Below are 17,579 nucleotides of genomic sequence, written 5' to 3'. Positions count from 1 at the left end.
TCTCAACTACTCCCGTTCCAACACCATTGCCGCACCCAGACCACCTAAACCGCTAGACGCGATAAGTGCGGTTTCGCCGCCTTGCCGTTGCAATTGATGCAACGTTTGGATCAACACCCGCAAGCTGGTGATCGCCCGCGGCGAGCCGTAAGCCAGCGAGCCGCCCAGCACGTTAAATTTATCCATATCGACGCTGCCAAGTGAGGTTTCGCGTTGCAAATGCTGTTGCGCAAATTGTTTCGATTCAAACAGTTGCAGGTTTGCCAAAATTTGCGCAGCGGAGGATTCGTGCATATCGGTCAGATCAATATCCTTCAATTCCATATTCGCCCATGCCAAGGCTTGTGCGGCGGCATGGGTTGCGCCCAGTAGCATATTATTCCACACGTCGTTGCCGGTCAGCGCAAAACTGCGAATATAGCCCAACGGCTTTAATTGATACTGTTCGACTAATTCTTCGCGCATCAGCAACACCGCCGCCGCGCCGTCTGCCGGCTCGGATACGCTCCACGGCGTCACCACATTGTGCTGCCCCGCCTGCAACGGTTTAAAACGCTGGTAATACTCGGCGTTCACCTGCTCGCTAATCATATTGTCTCTCACCACATAATGTCGATACGGCGCAGGGTGCGACAACATCACCTGCTCGCTCATCAATCCCTGCTGCCACGCCAGCTCGGCACGCTGGTGTGAAAGTGCACTGTATTGATCAAGCTGTTCACGGCTTAAATCAAAATTTTGTGCCATCTGTTCGGAAATGTCGCCCAGCGAATAGCCGGTCATCGCGTCGCGCAAGTTGACTTGCTGTAATTTAAGATCCTGACGAGAAAGGCGTCTGAACAGATGCCATTTACGGCTATAACTGGAGGTGCGCCACATATCGCGCAACGTGCGGATCACTTTCGGCTTCAGGCTGAACGGTGCATTGGAAATCGAATCGGCACCACCGGCAAGCCCGCAAGAAATCGAACCGCTAATAATCCCGTTACACACATTTGCCACCGCCTGCAATCCGGTGATACAAGAACTGCTTAAAGTATAAGCCTGCGCGTGCGGCATGGATAAGGTGAGCGCAATTTCACGTGCCAAATTCGGCACATCAGGCTGTTGGATAACTTGCCCGAAAATAAATTTATCTACCACTGTGCGCTCCAGCGGTAAACGGTTAAGCAATTCGTTAGTTACCATCACCCCTAAATCGGTAGCATAACACTCTTTAAATTCAGAATTACGGCGTGCAAATGGGGTGCGCAATCCCGCCACCACTGCAATCCGTTCACCCCGTGCATTAACCAATCTTTGCTGAATAGGCATAAAAACAAACCCCGATTATTGCGTATTAACCCTGATTATCAATAGCGCATAGCATAACAAATTCGGCTTAAAAGAAACGAAAAATTTTTATTTCCGCGGGAATTCTGACGCTTTTACTTTCTAGTTGGGCGGCTTATTGATACAATTTCGCCCTATTTGACAAATTGAATGACGTTGAAACGATAAAAACCCCTTATTATGAGCAAAAAAAAAGCAAAAGTCGGTTCTAACACCATTGCGCTAAACAAACGCGCGCGGCACGATTATTTTATCGAAGATGAAATCGAAGCCGGGTTGTCGCTGCAAGGCTGGGAAGTGAAAGCCATGCGTGCCGGCAAAGCGAACATCAGCGACAGTTATGTGATTTTCAAAGATGGCGAAGCCTATCTGTTCGGCGCGATGATCACGCCATTAAACATGGCATCGACCCATGTGGTCGCCGATCCGACCCGCACCCGTAAACTGTTGTTAAGCAAACGCGAACTGGAAAACCTATTCGGCAAAGCCAACCGCGACGGCTACACCATCGTGGCGTTGTCGCTGTATTGGAAAAATGCCTGGGCGAAAATCAAAATCGGACTGGCAAAAGGCAAGAAACAGCATGACAAACGCGATGCCATTCAAGATCGCGAATGGCAACGCGCCAAAGAGCGGATCATGAAAAACAGCAACCGCGGCTAGACTCAAGCAAAAAGACATAGTAGACAAAATAGTTGGTAATTTTTTTAGAATGCCTTTTGTCTGCTTTGTCCTAAATACCGCACTTTAGCGGTTGATGTCGATAATCATCACTTCCGATTGTGAGCCAATCCGAAATGGAATCCCCCAAAAACCATAACCAGATGTGACAAAAAAGTGGCGGTTATTCAGGTTCAAATAGCCGTGATCCAACGGATATATCACCGCAGTGATTAAGTTTGCCGGAAAAACCTGCCCCTTATGCGCATGCCCTGACACTTGCACGTCCAACGCCTGCTCACTGTTTTGCCGAATATCATCTGGGCGATGATCGAGTAAAATTCGAAATGGTGGATCGTGCGGCAAGTGATTCAACAACACATCGAGCGATTGACGACTTTTATCCAGATGATCATTGCGCCCAACCACCACAAACCGATTTTCGATCAACACCGCTTCATCGGCAAGTACTTGTACACCTGCTTGTTCCAGTGCGCTGCGAATCTCCCTCGCCGCCCAAATATCGTGATTGCCCAGCGTGGCATACACACCGAGCGGGGCTTGCAGGGTTTGCAAGTGCGGTTGCATATTTTCCGAGAGATAATAATCCAAATTATCGTCCATAATATCGCCCGGCATCAAGATGATGTCGACCTGCTGCGCGTGCATGATTTGTACTAATTTCTCTAGCTGCTTGACGCCGAATAATTGCCCCAAATGCAAATCCGCCACCATGCCGATGCGCAAGCTGCCTTGTAATTTGTCGTTTTGAATCGCATAGTGCTGCACACGCGGCGTATAGGCGTTATACAACCCTAAGCCGATAATAAAAATATACAGCAACGGGGCGGCAATCCGCAACGTGCGGTCGGCAAAGGTTTTTTTCCGTAACCAACAGCTGAGGCGATTTAATAGCCATAAGCCCAGCGTCAGCATAAACGCATAAGCGAGCAAGAACAGCACGAAGGCGGTGATTCGAAATTGTGGGAAAATGCGACTGGCGGTGATCGCCATTAAGATATTCGGCACAATCCATAGTAACAAGCTGAGCGCCAGACCGCACTTTGCGCCGATATAGGGTTTTAAATACCACCTTAAGCCGCGGTTGGTGACATAGATAAACACTTGTGCGGTTAAAATCACAACGGCAAAAATAATTAAATAGCGTGGCGGCATGGCTTGCTCCCGAGAAGTGATAGACAAAAAACAATCCCTCAGCAATTGCTAAGGGATTGTAATTATACCGTTTAATTATTAATTAAATATGACTTTTACACGGCGGTTTGAAAAATCACCTCATCGGCTTTTTTCACATAGCTGTTGATTTGGTCAAAGTTCATATAGCGGTAGGTATCGGCTTTATCGGTTTGTAGATCCGCTGCATATTCGAGGTATTCCTCCACGGTCGGCAATCTGCCCAGCAATGCCGCAACTGCCGACACTTCCGCCGACGCCAGATAAACATTGGCGCCCTGCCCTAAACGGTTCGGGAAGTTACGGGTTGAGGTGGAAACCACCGTCGCACCGCTGGCCACCCGCGCTTGGTTGCCCATACATAACGAGCAGCCCGGCATTTCGATTCGGGCACCGCTCTTGCCGAAAATGCTGTAATAGCCTTCTTCGGTCAATAGCGCAGCGTCCATTTTGGTCGGCGGTGCAATCCATAAGCGTGTTGGGATCACATCTTTAAATTTATCTAACAACTTACCTGCCGCACGGAAATGTCCGATGTTGGTCATACAAGATCCGATAAAAACTTCGTCAATTTTATCACCGGCTACATCTGACAAGGTGCGTGCATCATCAGGATCGTTCGGCGCGCACAAAATCGGTTCTTTGATTTCGTCCAGATTAATCTCGATCACCGCCGCGTATTCGGCATCCGCATCGGCTTCCATCAACTCCGGATTTGCCAGCCATTCCTGCATGCCTTTGATTCGGCGTTCTAAGGTGCGAACATCGCCGTAGCCTTCGGCAATCATCCATTTCAACAAGGTGATATTGGAGTTGAGGTATTCGATAATCGGTTCTTTATCCAGTTTAATGGTACAAGCCGCCGCAGAACGCTCTGCCGAGGCATCGGAAAGCTCAAATGCCTGCTCAATTTTCAGCTGTTCCAAACCTTCGATTTCTAAAATCCGACCGGAGAAAATGTTTTTCTTACCTTTTTTCTCAACTGTCAACAGCCCTTGCTGAATTGCATAATACGGGATCGCGTGTACTAAATCGCGCAGGGTAATGCCCGGCTGCATCGTGCCGCTAAACCGCACCAATACCGATTCCGGCATATCCAACGGCATCACGCCGGTTGCCGCCGCAAATGCCACCAACCCCGAACCTGCCGGGAAAGAGATGCCGATTGGGAAACGGGTATGCGAATCACCGCCGGTGCCGACCGTATCCGGCAATAGCATGCGGTTCAACCATGAGTGAATAATACCGTCTCCCGGACGCAATGAAACGCCGCCACGATTCATAATAAAATCTGGTAGTGTGTGGTGCGTAGTCACATCAACCGGTTTTGGATAAGCGGCAGTATGGCAAAAGGATTGCATCACCAAATCGGTCGAAAAGCCTAAACAGGCTAAATCTTTTAATTCATCACGGGTCATCGGACCAGTGGTATCTTGCGAGCCGACCGAAGTCATGCGCGGTTCGCAATATTGCCCCGGACGAATGCCATCTACGCCGCAAGCGCGCCCCACCATTTTCTGTGCGAGGGTGTAGCCTCTGTCGCTTTGCTCGCTGATCTTCGGTTTCGCAAAAACATCACTTTCCGGCAGATCCAATTCGCAGCGCGCTTTGTGGGTCAAACCTCGTCCGATAATCAGTGGAATCCGTCCGCCAGCTCGTACTTCATCTAATAACACGTTGGTTTTTAAACTGAATTCTGCTAGAACTTTGTCGGAATCGTGCTGACAAATTTTGCCTTCATACGGATAAATATCGATCACATCGCCCATATTCAATTCGCTGACATCCACTTCAATCGGCAACGCACCGGCATCTTCTAAGGTATTAAAGAAAATCGGCGCAATTTTGCTGCCGAGAACGACCCCGCCGCCGCGTTTGTTCGGAATGTACGGAATGTCTTCGCCCATAAACCACAACACTGAGTTGGTCGCTGATTTACGCGACGATCCGGTGCCGACCACATCGCCGACATAAGCTAGCGGAAAGCCTTTTTCTTTTAATTCGTCAAGCTGCTTGATAGGCCCGACTGTGCCTGCGTCATCAGGCTTGATACCATCACGTTCATTTTTCAGCATCGACAAGGCGTGCATCGGAATATCCGGGCGTGACCAGGCATCCGGTGCCGGCGAGAGATCGTCGGTGTTGGTTTCTCCGGTGACTTTAAATACCGTCACAGTGATTTTCTCATCCAGTTTCGGACGTGATAAATACCACTCCGCGTCCGCCCAGGATTGCAGCACCTGCTGCGCATACTTATTCCCGGCGTTGGCTTTTTCCACCACATCATGGAAATTATCGAACATCAACAATGTAAACGACAGCGCTTTTGCCGCCAACGGCGCGAGCTTGTCATCGTCCAAGGCTTTCAATAACGGCTCGATATTATAACCGCCCTGCATGGTGCCGAGCAGCTCAACCGCTCTTTCAGCCGAAATCAATGGCGAACTGACATCGCCGCTCACCAAAGCCGATAAAAAAGAGGCTTTCACATACGCCGCTTCATCCACGCCTGCCGGTATACGATTCTCAAATAATTCCAATAAAAACTTTTCTTCGCCGGACACCGGTTTTTTTAATAATTCCACCAGCTGTGCGGTTTGCTCCGCATCTAACGGCTTGGCAATAACGCCTTGCTGTTCCCGCTCGGCGACATGGGCTCGATAGTTAGTTAAGAAATCAGACATCATTACACCTCGTCATCGTGATTGTGAGTAAGTAGAGTAAATAGCACTTCGGTGACAATAGACATTCGTTAAATCTATTGTTATTAAATTGTTACATCTTACACCCTATAGCATACTATGCTACCACTTTATGTGATTTTTTTGGGCTAGATCAAGGATTTTCGCTGTATAACACCATTTTTATTCTGATTAAGCTCACAAATTCACATACTGAATATATGGGCTGCGGGCTTTATTTTGTAGAATAAATAGGCTGTTCTCAACGCTGATTTTGATCTTCAGCGACAATTTAGTTAACTTCTGATATCCAAAGGTTCAATTATGAAATTACTTACTTGGCCTGTGGTTGCAGGTGCTGCACTTGGTATCATTGCTCCCATTCTTGTTCACTTCGGCAATCCCGGTAATATGGGGTTCTGTGCGGCTTGCTTCCTGCGCGACACTTCCGGCGCACTCGGGTTTCACCGAGCGGCGGTGGTACAATATATTCGCCCTGAATTAATCGGTTTGGTGTTCGGCGCATTGGCAAGTGCGGTCTGGGCAAAAGAATTTAAACCGCAAGGTGGTTCTTCGCCGCTGATTCGTTTTGCGCTCGGCATCTTTGCGATGTTCGGCGCCTTGGTCTTCCTCGGCTGCCCTTGGCGAGCATACCTACGCCTCGGCGGCGGCGATTTAACCGCTATCGCGGGCATTTTAGGGCTTACCGCCGGCATTTTGTTCTCACTGGTTTTTATTAAGCGTGGCTATTCGCTGGGGAAAACAACCGCTATCAGCAAAGCCGCGGGCTTATTGCCAACCATTTTCGCTGCAGTGTTGTTGATTCTACTGCTGACTCGCTTAAATTTCGGTGAAAACTTGCCGATCTTTTTCTCTGAAAAAGGCCCTGCGGCACAGCATGCCAATCTCTGGCTGTCGCTCGGCGCCGGAATCCTTATCGGCATCGTTATGCAACGTTCACGTTTCTGTTCTATCGGTTCGATTCGCAATATGGTGTTGTTCCGTGACAGCTATCTGCTTAACGGTATCATCGCATTAGTGGTTTTCACCGCGTTGACTAACTTGCTGTTAGGGCAATTTAAATTGGGCTTCAGCGAACAACCGATTGCACACAATGACTATGTGTGGAATTTCTTAGGAATGGCGTTGTCCGGCTTATGTTTTGCGTTGGGTGGCGGCTGTCCGGGCAAGCAGTTGGCGCATTTAGGTGAAGGCGATAATGATGCGGCAATTTTCCTATTGGGAATGTTGGTCGGTGCCGCTGTAGCGCATAATTTTGCCTTGGCAAGCAGCCCCGTCGGGATCACTGCGTTCGCGCCTTATGCTGTTGCAATCGGTTTTGCGTTCTGTATCTATATCGGGCTGACCAGTAAAAATTCCAGCGCGTCGTAAGTCATAAAAACCGCACTTTGCATTCAAGTCAAAGTGCGGTCTGGTTCACAACTCGCCTATTTGCGTTTACGCTTTCAATAAATATGCACGTAACAACGCAAAATCATTCGCCATTTCATCAGACAACAACGGCAATTTGTTGTGTTTGTCTAACGCCGGTGGCAGTGGCAGATCTAAATCTAAAATGCGATCAACGCTTTCTTTGAATTTCGCCGGGTGAGCGGTGCACAGGAAAATACCGGTTTCGCCCGCTTGCAAATCGGCGGCTAAGGTGTCGTAAGCAATCGCGCCATGCGGTTCGCACAGGTAACCTTTGGCGTGCATCGCTTGAAGTGCGGTTTCGGTTTCCGCATCGCTGCGGGCATAAGAGTGCAGATCGCTTAATGCCCAACCGTTACGTTTGAAAATCTCTTCCACTCGCGGCCAGTTGTTCGGGCGGCTAACGTCCATTGCATTGGAAAGGGTTGCAACGGTGGCGTTCGGCTGCCATTCGCCGCTGCGTAAATAACGCGGCACGGTATCATTGGCGTTGGTTGAAGCAACAAAACGCTTGATCGGCAAACCTAACCATTTGGCAATCAGCCCGGCGGTTAAATTTCCGAAGTTGCCGCTCGGCACTGAAACCACGACTTGATCGCGTTTGGCTTTCGGCAATTGCGCCACCGCTTCAAAATAGTAGCAGACTTGCGCCAATAAACGGCTGATATTAATCGAATTAGCAGAGTTCAAGCCAATGGCTTGGCGCAATTCGGCATCGTCAAACGCCTGTTTCACCAACGCTTGGCAGTCATCAAAATCGCCGTTAATCGCTACGGTGCGGATATTACCGCCGAGGGTGCAGAACAGCTTTTCTTGCAACGGGCTGATTTTACCTTTCGGATACAGGATCACCACTTCAATGTTGTCTAAGCCGTGAAAAGCGTGCGCCACCGCTGCACCGGTGTCGCCGGAGGTGGCGGTTAAAATCGTGATTTTGCCTTCGCCACGAATCGCCGCTAAGGTGCGTGCCATAAAGCGACCGCCGAAATCTTTAAATGCCAAGGTCGGGCCGTGGAACAGTTCAAGTGCATAAATATTGTCTTCCACTTGCGCTAACGGCGCAGGGAAGGTGAACGCATCGCTGATGATTTGGTTTAACACCGCACTTGGTAACTCTTCACCGATGAGAGCAGATAAAATGGCTTGGCTACGTTCCACCAGCGGCAAATCCAGCAGCGCATCAATATTCTCCAACTGCGGGATCACTTCAGGGAAAAACAACCCTTGATTTTTGCCGAGCCCCTGACGCACCGCTTGGGCAAAATCCACTTGCTGTTCCGGGTGTTTGATGTTGTATAAATTCATTTGAAATCCTCTGTTTGTCCTTTGCTGCTGATTTAGTTTGTATATAGCAGGGCGTTTACCATACGCCCTAAATTTATTATAAGTTATATTATTGAGATGACTAACAGTCTAACAGCCTTGCACCTTGATTATCAACCTGACAAACATGGACAAAACCTTCATTATTTTGCAAATAGTTATTTTCTAAATAGCTTGCAACTTTACTCGCAGTGACCAAATCCGGTGCGATGGCAAAAATGGTCGGCCCTGAGCCTGAAATGCCGGTTGCCAATGCGCCTAAATCACGGCAGCCTTGTTTTACATTATTGTAATTCGGCAGCAGTTGTTCACGATAAGGCTCGGCGATCACATCTTTCATCATCAATGCCGCTAAGTTTTCCTGATGAGTATGGCAGGCGTGTACAAAGCTGCCTAAGTAACGACCGTGATCGATCACATCTTGGCGGCTGTAACTTTTCGGCAAAATCGCCCGTGCTTCGGCGGTAGATACTTCAATACCCGGATAAGCTAACACCCAATACCATTGATCAAAAAACGGCAAAGTTTGGCTGATATTGCCGAGAGATTGCACCATCAACTGTACCCCGCCCAAAAAGCACGGCGCAACGTTGTCGTAGTGAATCGAACCGGAAATTCGCCCTTCCAATTCGCCCATCATTTCTAACAATTCCATTTTAGAAAACGGCTGCTGGTGGAATTGGTTCAACGCCACCAATGCCGCCACAATCGAACAGGCACTGGAGCCAAGCCCCGAACCGATCGGCATATTTTTTTCCAGCGTCAAACGCAACGACCGCACTTTGCTGTTGCGTAGCTTCAACCGCTCGCTAAACAGCACATAGGCTTGATAGACGATATTTTTTTGCGGCTCTTTCGGCAATTTACGCACGAAATAACCGGCACTTTCCAATTCGAAACCGTCGGCAATCGCTTCGATTTGCACCACATCGCCCAACAGCGAACCGTCAATCGGCGAAATTGCAGCACCCAACGTGTCAAAGCCGACACTGACATTGGCGCTCGATGCCGGTGCATACACTCTTAACATATCTTGAGCCATTAGTTGCCGCCTCCGTTTTGTAAGGTGCGCAGAATATCGGCAAAAATACCGGCGGCAGTAACATCATTGCCCGCGCCGTAACCACGCAGCAGCAACGGAATCGGGTTGTAATAACGGGTGTAGAACGCCAGTGCGTTTTCGCCGTTTTTCACTTTGTACAGCGGATTTTCACCGTCCACCGCCACAATTGACACTTTGCATTTACCGTTATCTAAACGCCCGACATAACGCAGCACTTGTCCGTTGGCTTTGGCGTTTGCCACACGCTCGGCAAACTCGCTATCCAGCTGCGGCAGTTGTGCCATAAAATCGTCCACGTTTTTGCCGTCGGCAAAACCTTGCGGCAACACGCCTTCTACTTCCACATCGCCCAATTCCAGCATTAAGCCGTTTTCACGGGCAATAATCAGTAATTTGCGCGCCACATCACTGCCTGACAGATCATCACGCGGATCCGGTTCGGTGAAGCCTTTCTCTTTTGCCAGCTTGGTGGCTTCCGACAGACTCAAGCCCTCTTCCAGCTTGCCAAAAATAAATGACAGCGAACCGGATAAAATGCCGTCAAACTGCAAAATTTCATCACCTGCCGCCAGTAATTTTTGCAGGTTGTCGATCACCGGCAAACCTGCGCCGACATTGGTGTCGTACATAAATTTGCGTTGATTTTGTGCCGCTACCGCTCTTAAGCGTAAATAGTATTCGACATCCGAGGTGTTGGCTTTTTTGTTTGGCGTCACCACATGGAAACCGGCACTCAAGAAGTTGACATATTGATTGGCAATCTCTTGATTTGAGGTGCAATCCACCAGCACCGGATTGACAATATTGTTGTCTTGAATAAATTGGGTTAAACGCTCAACTGAAAACGCTTCGTCTGCGCCAGCCAGCTGCTCACGCCAGTTGTTCAGATCCAACGGCTGCTCGTTCAACAGCAGGTGTTTAGAGTTTGCCAACGCATATACTCGAATCGCAATGTTCTTTTGTTCTAAATAGTCGGTTTGGCGCTGAATTTGATCAACTAATTCGCCACCGACACCGCCGGTGCCGACCACGAACACGTCCACCACTTGATGATGGGTAAACAACGCACGGTGAGTGGCTTTCACTGCTTGCACCGATTTTTGTTGCGGAACCACAGTGGAAATAGAGCGTTCGGACGAACCTTGAGCAATCGCCACAATATTGATATTGGCTTTGGCAAGTGCGGTAAAGAAACGTGCCGCCACGCCTTTGGCATGTTTCATGCCGTCGCCGACCACCGAAACGATCGATAATTTATCGGTAACTTCCAACGGCTCAAGCTGTTTGTGTTCCAATTCATAGGCAAATTCTTGTTGTAACGCCTCTTTTGCTACGCCTGCCGATTTGGTCGGCACACAGAAACTGATACTGTACTCAGAAGAAGATTGGGTGATCAAAATTACCGAAATACCGGCTTTTGACATAGTTGAGAACACCCGTGCCGCCATGCCGACCATGCCCTGCATTCCCGGACCGGAAAGGTTGAACATACTGACATTGTCTAAATTAGTGATGCCTTTCACCTGCAAGCTGTCGGATTTCACGTCATTATTGATATAAGTGCCCGGTGCATCAGGATTTGCAGTGTTTTTAATCACGCAAGGAATGCTACAACGCACCAACGGGCCGATTGTGCGTGGGTGAATCACTTTCGCACCGAAATAAGAGAGTTCCATCGCTTCTTGATACGACAGGCTGTCTAACAAACGGGCATCGTGCACTAAACGTGGATCACAAGTATATACACCGTCAACATCCGTCCAAATTTCACAGTAGTCCGCATCTAAACAGGCGGCAAGTACCGCAGCGGAATAATCCGAACCGTTACGCCCCAACAGCACTAATTCGCCTTGTTCATTACCGGCGGTAAAGCCTGCCATCAATACGATATTCTGTTTTGGAATCGATGCGGCATCAACTCGTGGTTTGGATTTGCTGATGCTGACCGATGATTCTAAATATGTGCCTTTCGCCACCAGTTTTTCCACCGGATCAAGTTGGGTAACCTGATAGCCTTTGGCTTCAAACCACGCTTTCATCATCGCAATCGACAATTTCTCACCACGGCATAAAATCGTGGCATTGATGCTGTCCGGACAACGTTTGTTGCGCTGAATATCGTCTAAGGTGTGCTTTAATTGGGTAAATTCGTTATCAATGATTTGCAGCAGGCTGATTTTATCGAGTTTGGAATTGGCGAGGTAGAGACCATCAATAATGCGGTAGAAAATTTGCAGGGCTTCGTTAAATTCATGCTCAAAGGCTTCGCCGTTACTGGCTTTTTCGACTAACGCCACCAAGTAGTTGGTGATTTTCGCCGGTGCCGACAACACGCCCGCCGCCTGATCGTTTAAGTGCGCCTGTTCGATCAATCCGGCGGCCTGCAAAAAGCGTTCCGGGTTCGCCAGCGACGTTCCTCCAAATTTAAGCACTCGCATAATGTTCTCCTGATTTTTTATTGATGTTGTGTAAACTGTAAATATTAAAAAACCCGCACTTGTCGGTGCGGGTTCTCTTGATTTCGTTATGCAACACTAACCCGCCACGTGCTTACGCATGGTAATAATCATGGTGGTCATAGTAATGGTGTTGTTTTGCATGATTTGGTTAAATTTTCAAAATTTTTGATGTGATAGAAATACAGAATTTCAAGCGCATTGTCAATGAAAAGTTGGAGAAAGCCGCAATAAATTCTATTTAATCAATCCATACCGCACTTTGCTGCTCAGTATGATGAAATTTAGCCTCAAAGTTGAATCTTATACCTGCAACAATAAATCTGCCGGAATGCCCAATCCGTAATGTAATTTTTTAATCATGCTCAAACTTAATTTTCGCTTGCCGTTTAACACTTCCGATACTTTCGACGGGGATCCGAGATATTTCACCATATCTTTGGCACTCAATTGGTTTTGTTCCATTTTAAATTTGATAATATCAAGTGCGGTTACATCATCGGTCGGGAAAGGATAATGTTTAGCTTCATAAGCGGCGATTAATAACGCCAGTGCATTCAACTCCAAGCCGTTTTCACTCTCTTCCTCCGGCTCTAAATCCATCAAATCAGACAGCCTTGCTAACGCTTCACGATAATCTTGTTCATTTGCAATTAATTTAACGCTCTTCATTTTGTCCCCTAAACCGTTGTTTGCTGTAATCAGCGTGTGTTCCAATCCACTCAATTTTCACAATACCGTTGACATAACGGACTTTCACCACCAGCCGATAGTGATTGCCTTTAATATTAAAGATCACTCTGTTGCCCGATAAAAAATCACTGCTACGATACACATTTTTAATTTCCTGCGGCGTTTTCCAGTTGGATTGCCTCACAGTCTGTAGCCATGTTTTAAGCGCTTTCTCGCTATTTGTGTGTTTTTTGCAGAACGATAGTAAAAGTTCTGTTCCGACAACAATCATTTTTTCCCCTTATGATAAAGCATAAATTCCCATTTTGGGAATATTGTTTCGTTTTTTTATTTTTATCTACTGACATACATTTTTTTCTCGATCACGATCGCAAAACAGACAAAAAACCGTTTTCACTCTTTCTTAGACAGCCTACACATTCCACGCTAAAATAACCGCACTTTTGAGTTATCACGAAACACGATTTATCCATGTCTATTCAACAAAATCTGGCTGAGATTCATCAGCAAATCGCCGATTATTGTCGGCAAGCCGACCGCACTTCGGCTGAAGTTAAATTATTGGCGGTGAGTAAAACCAAACCGATCACAGCGATTGAACAAGCGATTCAAGCGGGACAAACCGCTTTTGGCGAAAATTATGTGCAAGAAGGCGTTGAGAAAATTCAACACTTTCAACAACAAGGTATTGCTTTAGAATGGCATTTTATCGGACCGTTGCAATCCAACAAAAGCCGTTTGGTGGCGGAATATTTCGATTGGATTGAAACCGTTGATCGGCTGAAAATTGCCGAACGCCTAAGTCAACAACGCCCGACCGCACTTGCGCCGTTAAATGTGCTGATTCAAATCAACATTAGCGACGAGCAATCCAAATCGGGAATCTTGCCTGCGGATTTATTACCACTCGCCGAACAAATCAGCGTATTGCCGAATTTACGGCTGCGCGGTTTAATGGCAATTCCACAAGAAAGCGATGATCCCGCCGTACAACAGCAGGCGTTCCGCCAAATGCAAACGCTGTTTCAGCAATTGCAGCAAGCCCTGCCGCAGCAGCCGATCGACACCTTATCACTCGGCATGAGCGGTGATATGGCGATGGCAATCCGGTGCGGTTCGACCCAAGTGCGGATCGGCAGCGCAATTTTTGGTGCTAGAGACTAACGGCTTGCGTGGATTGGTGCTATACTCTTCCACTTTCTCAAAATTCAGTATAGGGTTGGTTTATGTTTGGATACGATCCAACGATTATTACATTTACGATTTATATTATCGGTATGCTGCTTATCGGTTTGCTGGCATACCGCTATACCAATAATTTATCTGACTATATTTTAGGCGGACGCAGTTTAGGTGGATTTGTTACCGGGATGTCAGCAGGTGCGTCGGATATGTCCGGTTGGTTGCTGATGGGGCTGCCCGGTGCGGTTTATTCCGCCGGCTTGGTTGAAGCATGGATTGCGATCGGCTTGACCATTGGGGCTTATTTGAACTGGTATTTTGTTGCCGGACGGTTGCGGGTATTTACCGAAACCCACGACAATGCGCTGACACTGCCGGAATATTTTCAAGCACGCTTTGGTGCGAAACACAAAATGCTGAAAATCATTGCCGCCGCGATTATCCTGTTTTTCTTTACCATTTACTGTTCTGCCGGTGTGGTGGCTGGTGCGCGACTGTTTGAAAATCTGTTCGGCACGCCGTATCAAACCGCACTTTGGTATGGAGCGCTCGCCACGATTATTTATACCTTTATCGGTGGCTTTTTAGCCGTGAGCTGGACCGACACCGTGCAGGCAACGTTGATGGTGTTGGCGTTGATCATCACCCCGATTATGGTGCTATTTGCTATCGGTGGGCTGAATGAACTGCCATTAGTGTTAGAAACCGCTGGCAACGAGTTAGGCAAAAACTTCACCGATATGTGGACCGGCACTTCGATTATCGGCTTATTAAGCCTGTCCGCTTGGGGCTTGGGCTACTTCGGGCAGCCGCATATTTTGGCTCGCTTTATGGCGGCGGAAAATGTCCGCTTACTCACCAGCGCACGCCGAATTGGAATGTCGTGGATGATTTTCTGTTTGCTCGGCGCAGTCGGCGTCGGCTTTTTCGGTATTGCTTATTTCTACGCTAATCCGGAGCTTGCCACAGCGGTGAACAGCAATCGCGAGCAAATTTTCATCGAATTGGCACGTCATCTGTTTAATCCGTGGATTGCCGGTATTTTATTGTCAGCCATTCTTGCCGCGGTGATGAGTACCTTAAGTTGCCAATTACTGATTTCCTCCAGTGCGATCACTGAGGATTTCTATCGTGGCTTTATCAAGCCGAAAGCCAGCGAACGGGAATTGGTGTGGATCGGGCGGATTATGGTATTAGTGATTGCGATTATTGCGATTGCAATCGCCCAAAATCCGGAAAGCCAAGTATTGAAATTGGTTGAACACGCTTGGGCAGGTTTCGGCAGCTCATTCGGACCGTTGGTGCTGTTTTCGCTATTTTGGAAACGCACTAATTCAACCGGCGCAATGGCAGGTATGCTGACCGGCGCTTTGGTGGTTTCCTTCTGGAACAGTGTGTTCCCGAATAGCGGCATTTATGAAATGATTCCGGGATTCCTGTTATCGTCTGCGGCGATTGTGATCGGCTCGCTGATCAGCACTAAGCCTGAAGCTGAAGTGATTCGCAACTACGAACAGACAACTGCAGCTTATAAAGCCGATTTATAATGCCTTGTAAAAAACCATAAAAAAATGCGGTCATCACCGCATTTTTTATTTGTACTTATTCCACCCTTTTTTTCGGCGCTGGAGCTAACATTCGTTTGTGATGAGAGCGGTTATGCCAGAAGTCAATCTGCTTTTGCGCTTGCTCAGAAACGCTTTCACCACGCAAAAACGCATCAATTTCAGCGTAGCTGACCCCCATTTCGTCTTCATCGGTTTGCCCTTGCCATAAGCCTGCACTAGGTGCTTTATCCAGCACCGCTTGCGGCACATTCAGCAAATGCCCCAATTCAAACACCTGCTCTTTGCGCAATTGCACCAGTGGCACCACATCCACACCACCGTCGCCGTATTTGGTGAAATAGCCGGTATGCCACTCCGCCGCATTATCCGTGCCGACTACAATTGCCTGCCGGTTTTGCGCACAAGCATACAGCATTGTCATACGCAAACGCGCCTGCACATTGCCGGCAATCACATTTTGCCGTTCGGCATCGTCTCGAAAGAGCGGTTGTGCGCTGTGCATAAACGTGCGGTAGCTATCGATAATCGGCACTTCCAACACCGGACAACCGGCATGTTGCGCCACCGCATACGCATCGGCAATATCTTGTGCCGAAGTGGTTTCTGACGGCAGAATCAGCCCTTGCACCGGCGCACCGGTTTTCATCAGCAAGTTCACCACCACTGCCGAATCAATCCCGCCGCTAATGCCAATCACATAGCCTTTAGCGCCATAAAAAGCACGCTGCTGCTCCAGCCATTGAACCAGATATTCACTATACTGTTGTAGAGTCATGCGCATTTTCCTCTGTATACGGCACTGGCTGCAAGCGTGGATTAAACTGGTAGCGACGCCCTTGTTTGGCTTGTTCCACGCCGTTTAGTTTCACACAATCGCCGGTAAAGCCGATATTCACCTTCAGCAAATTAGAGCCCACGCCATAGGAATCCACCGGCGTATCCAATTGTTCAAACAATTTGATCTTCGCTGAATCAAACCCGCCGCTGACAATAATTTTAACGTGCTGAAAACCTTCCGCGTCCAAATGGCGGCGCAATAATTTAATCAAACGCGGATTAGTGCCGCGCAGATCGTATTGTCCAAATTCATGCTGGTTTCGCAGAAAATATTGATCCACCATATTGGCGGAAGTATCCACCCGAACGCCATATAATTTCTCGCTGAAATGGCGCGCAACGCGTAGAGAATCCTCAACCACGTTGTTATTATAATCCACCAGCGCCACCAGATTATCGTCGGGGAAGGTCGCCAAATAGGCTTCACAAGCTTGAATCAAATCGCCGTTAAACAATTGAATCAAGGCGTGCGGCATGGTGCCGACACCTTCAGTGCCCCACCACTCATTCATCGCATACGTCGCCTGCGCACTCATGCCGCCGATATATGCCGCATAGCCGTCGCCTGCTTGCTGTGAAAAATGATCATCACGGTCGCCCATAAAAATCACCTGTTTTTCACCGGCAGCCTGCACCACGTTATATACATGGGTCGCCACCGAAGTGCGGCGCGCTAAAATTCCGTCGATAATCCCTTCCAGATAGCCGACATCCTCATAATACCCTTCAATCATCAATACGGTTTCAAACGGCGAAATCTTATCACCGTCGTTCAGCGCCCAGATTTTCAGATTTTGCGGATTGGTGGCAAAAGTGTGCAACAGCGCAATCGCTTCATCCATACCACACACAATCGCCTCATTTTTTTGGAAAAATTGCATCGTGACCGTCTGTTTAGGAATACGATTTGCTACAATTTTTGTGGTTTTCAAGAAATAAACCGCAGAAAACCAACCGTCTTTGATTCGTTGATCAAACTTGAAAGTGCGGTTAGTCAACCGCGCCAGCTCGCCTTTTTGTTTTAATTCAAACTCTTTTTCACTCATTATTCAATCTCAACTCGGTTTAAAATAAAAAGTATATGCTACAAAAAAATCATTTTAGCTAATTTGAACTTTTTTTATGTATTAATCAAGCATTATTTTGATGAAATGAGGGC

14 protein-coding genes are annotated in these 17,579 nt (G+C 47.9%); 4 read left to right on the top strand and 10 right to left on the bottom strand.

Features of this window, described 5'->3' with window-relative positions; all coding sequences use genetic code 11:
- Positions 1–6 precede the first annotated feature (6 nt).
- Positions 7–1,314 (bottom strand): acetyl-CoA C-acyltransferase, encoded by a 1,308-nt coding sequence (locus ACUHGC_RS05840; protein ID WP_446834683.1) that lies wholly within the window; start codon positions 1,312–1,314, stop codon positions 7–9.
- Between the two features lie 198 nt (positions 1,315–1,512).
- Here ACUHGC_RS05840 and smpB point away from each other — a divergent pair, with 198 nt between their 5' ends.
- Positions 1,513–1,995, top strand: a complete 483-nt coding sequence (gene smpB, locus ACUHGC_RS05835) for an SsrA-binding protein SmpB (RefSeq protein WP_446834682.1) — start codon at positions 1,513–1,515, stop codon at positions 1,993–1,995.
- A gap of 84 nt (positions 1,996–2,079) precedes the next feature.
- Here the strand turns inward: smpB and ACUHGC_RS05830 are convergent, their stop codons facing one another.
- Both ACUHGC_RS05830 and acnB read right to left on the bottom strand, forming a co-directional pair.
- Positions 2,080–3,195, bottom strand: coding sequence for a metallophosphoesterase (locus ACUHGC_RS05830; RefSeq protein WP_446834681.1), 1,116 nt, complete (start codon positions 3,193–3,195; stop codon positions 2,080–2,082).
- 68 nt (positions 3,196–3,263) lie between these two features.
- Positions 3,264–5,870, bottom strand: a complete 2,607-nt coding sequence (gene acnB, locus ACUHGC_RS05825; RefSeq protein ID WP_446834680.1) for a bifunctional aconitate hydratase 2/2-methylisocitrate dehydratase — start codon at positions 5,868–5,870, stop codon at positions 3,264–3,266.
- A gap of 321 nt (positions 5,871–6,191) precedes the next feature.
- Between acnB and yedE the strand changes: the two genes are divergently transcribed.
- Positions 6,192–7,259 carry a YedE family putative selenium transporter gene (yedE, locus tag ACUHGC_RS05820; protein ID WP_446834679.1) on the top strand — a complete coding sequence of 356 codons (1,068 nt, stop codon included), beginning with the start codon at positions 6,192–6,194 and terminating at the stop codon, positions 7,257–7,259.
- 66 nt (positions 7,260–7,325) lie between these two features.
- On the opposite strand, the gene thrC is transcribed toward yedE, so the two are convergent.
- From thrC to ACUHGC_RS05795, 5 genes are all read right to left on the bottom strand, one after another.
- Positions 7,326–8,603, bottom strand: coding sequence for a threonine synthase (thrC, locus tag ACUHGC_RS05815; RefSeq protein ID WP_446834678.1), 1,278 nt, complete (start codon positions 8,601–8,603; stop codon positions 7,326–7,328).
- Between the two features lie 100 nt (positions 8,604–8,703).
- Complete coding sequence (thrB, locus tag ACUHGC_RS05810; RefSeq protein WP_446834848.1) at positions 8,704–9,651, bottom strand: homoserine kinase; 948 nt, start codon at positions 9,649–9,651, stop codon at positions 8,704–8,706.
- 11 nt (positions 9,652–9,662) lie between these two features.
- The gene (gene thrA / locus ACUHGC_RS05805) at positions 9,663–12,122 is read right to left on the bottom strand and encodes a bifunctional aspartate kinase/homoserine dehydrogenase I (RefSeq protein ID WP_446834677.1); all 2,460 of its coding nucleotides are present in this window, start codon (positions 12,120–12,122) and stop codon (positions 9,663–9,665) included.
- Between the two features lie 321 nt (positions 12,123–12,443).
- On the bottom strand, positions 12,444–12,812 hold the full coding sequence (locus ACUHGC_RS05800) for a helix-turn-helix domain-containing protein (protein ID WP_446834676.1): 369 nt from the start codon (positions 12,810–12,812) through the stop codon (positions 12,444–12,446).
- A complete protein-coding gene (locus tag ACUHGC_RS05795) occupies positions 12,799–13,104 on the bottom strand; it encodes a type II toxin-antitoxin system HigB family toxin (RefSeq protein ID WP_446834675.1) in 306 nt (101 codons plus the stop codon). The genes ACUHGC_RS05800 and ACUHGC_RS05795 overlap by 14 nt, the downstream gene beginning before the upstream one ends.
- Positions 13,105–13,304: 200 nt before the next feature.
- Here ACUHGC_RS05795 and ACUHGC_RS05790 point away from each other — a divergent pair, with 200 nt between their 5' ends.
- Both ACUHGC_RS05790 and putP read left to right on the top strand, forming a co-directional pair.
- Entirely contained in the window at positions 13,305–13,997 is a 693-nt protein-coding gene (locus ACUHGC_RS05790) for a YggS family pyridoxal phosphate-dependent enzyme (RefSeq protein ID WP_446834674.1), read from the top strand.
- 62 nt (positions 13,998–14,059) lie between these two features.
- Positions 14,060–15,562, top strand: a complete 1,503-nt coding sequence (gene putP, locus ACUHGC_RS05785) for a sodium/proline symporter PutP (protein WP_446834673.1) — start codon at positions 14,060–14,062, stop codon at positions 15,560–15,562.
- Positions 15,563–15,617: 55 nt separating this feature from the next.
- Here putP and nadE read toward each other — a convergent pair whose 3' ends face one another.
- Positions 15,618–16,358: an NAD(+) synthase gene (gene nadE / locus ACUHGC_RS05780; protein WP_446834672.1), complete on the bottom strand. Its 741-nt coding sequence runs from the start codon at positions 16,356–16,358 to the stop codon at positions 15,618–15,620.
- On the bottom strand, positions 16,339–17,466 hold the full coding sequence (locus tag ACUHGC_RS05775; protein WP_446834671.1) for a nicotinate phosphoribosyltransferase: 1,128 nt from the start codon (positions 17,464–17,466) through the stop codon (positions 16,339–16,341). The genes nadE and ACUHGC_RS05775 overlap by 20 nt, the downstream gene beginning before the upstream one ends.
- Positions 17,467–17,579 lie beyond the last annotated feature (113 nt).

The organism is Testudinibacter sp. P27/CKL/0425 (genome assembly GCF_052931395.1).
The sequence above is the reverse complement of the archived record's forward strand: the minus strand, read 5'-3'. Positions and strand labels throughout refer to the sequence as shown.

Coding starts and splice junctions, on each gene's coding strand:
- smpB (WP_446834682.1), top strand. CDS start 1,513: ATGAGCAAAAAAAAAGCAAAAGTCGGTTCTAACACCATTGCGCTAAAC.
- acnB (WP_446834680.1), bottom strand. CDS start 5,870: ATGTCTGATTTCTTAACTAACTATCGAGCCCATGTCGCCGAGCGGGAA.
- ACUHGC_RS05840 (WP_446834683.1), bottom strand. CDS start 1,314: ATGCCTATTCAGCAAAGATTGGTTAATGCACGGGGTGAACGGATTGCA.
- thrC (WP_446834678.1), bottom strand. CDS start 8,603: ATGAATTTATACAACATCAAACACCCGGAACAGCAAGTGGATTTTGCC.
- putP (WP_446834673.1), top strand. CDS start 14,060: ATGTTTGGATACGATCCAACGATTATTACATTTACGATTTATATTATC.
- thrB (WP_446834848.1), bottom strand. CDS start 9,651: ATGTTAAGAGTGTATGCACCGGCATCGAGCGCCAATGTCAGTGTCGGC.
- thrA (WP_446834677.1), bottom strand. CDS start 12,122: ATGCGAGTGCTTAAATTTGGAGGAACGTCGCTGGCGAACCCGGAACGC.
- yedE (WP_446834679.1), top strand. CDS start 6,192: ATGAAATTACTTACTTGGCCTGTGGTTGCAGGTGCTGCACTTGGTATC.
- ACUHGC_RS05795 (WP_446834675.1), bottom strand. CDS start 13,104: ATGATTGTTGTCGGAACAGAACTTTTACTATCGTTCTGCAAAAAACAC.
- ACUHGC_RS05790 (WP_446834674.1), top strand. CDS start 13,305: ATGTCTATTCAACAAAATCTGGCTGAGATTCATCAGCAAATCGCCGAT.
- ACUHGC_RS05800 (WP_446834676.1), bottom strand. CDS start 12,812: ATGAAGAGCGTTAAATTAATTGCAAATGAACAAGATTATCGTGAAGCG.
- ACUHGC_RS05775 (WP_446834671.1), bottom strand. CDS start 17,466: ATGAGTGAAAAAGAGTTTGAATTAAAACAAAAAGGCGAGCTGGCGCGG.
- nadE (WP_446834672.1), bottom strand. CDS start 16,358: ATGACTCTACAACAGTATAGTGAATATCTGGTTCAATGGCTGGAGCAG.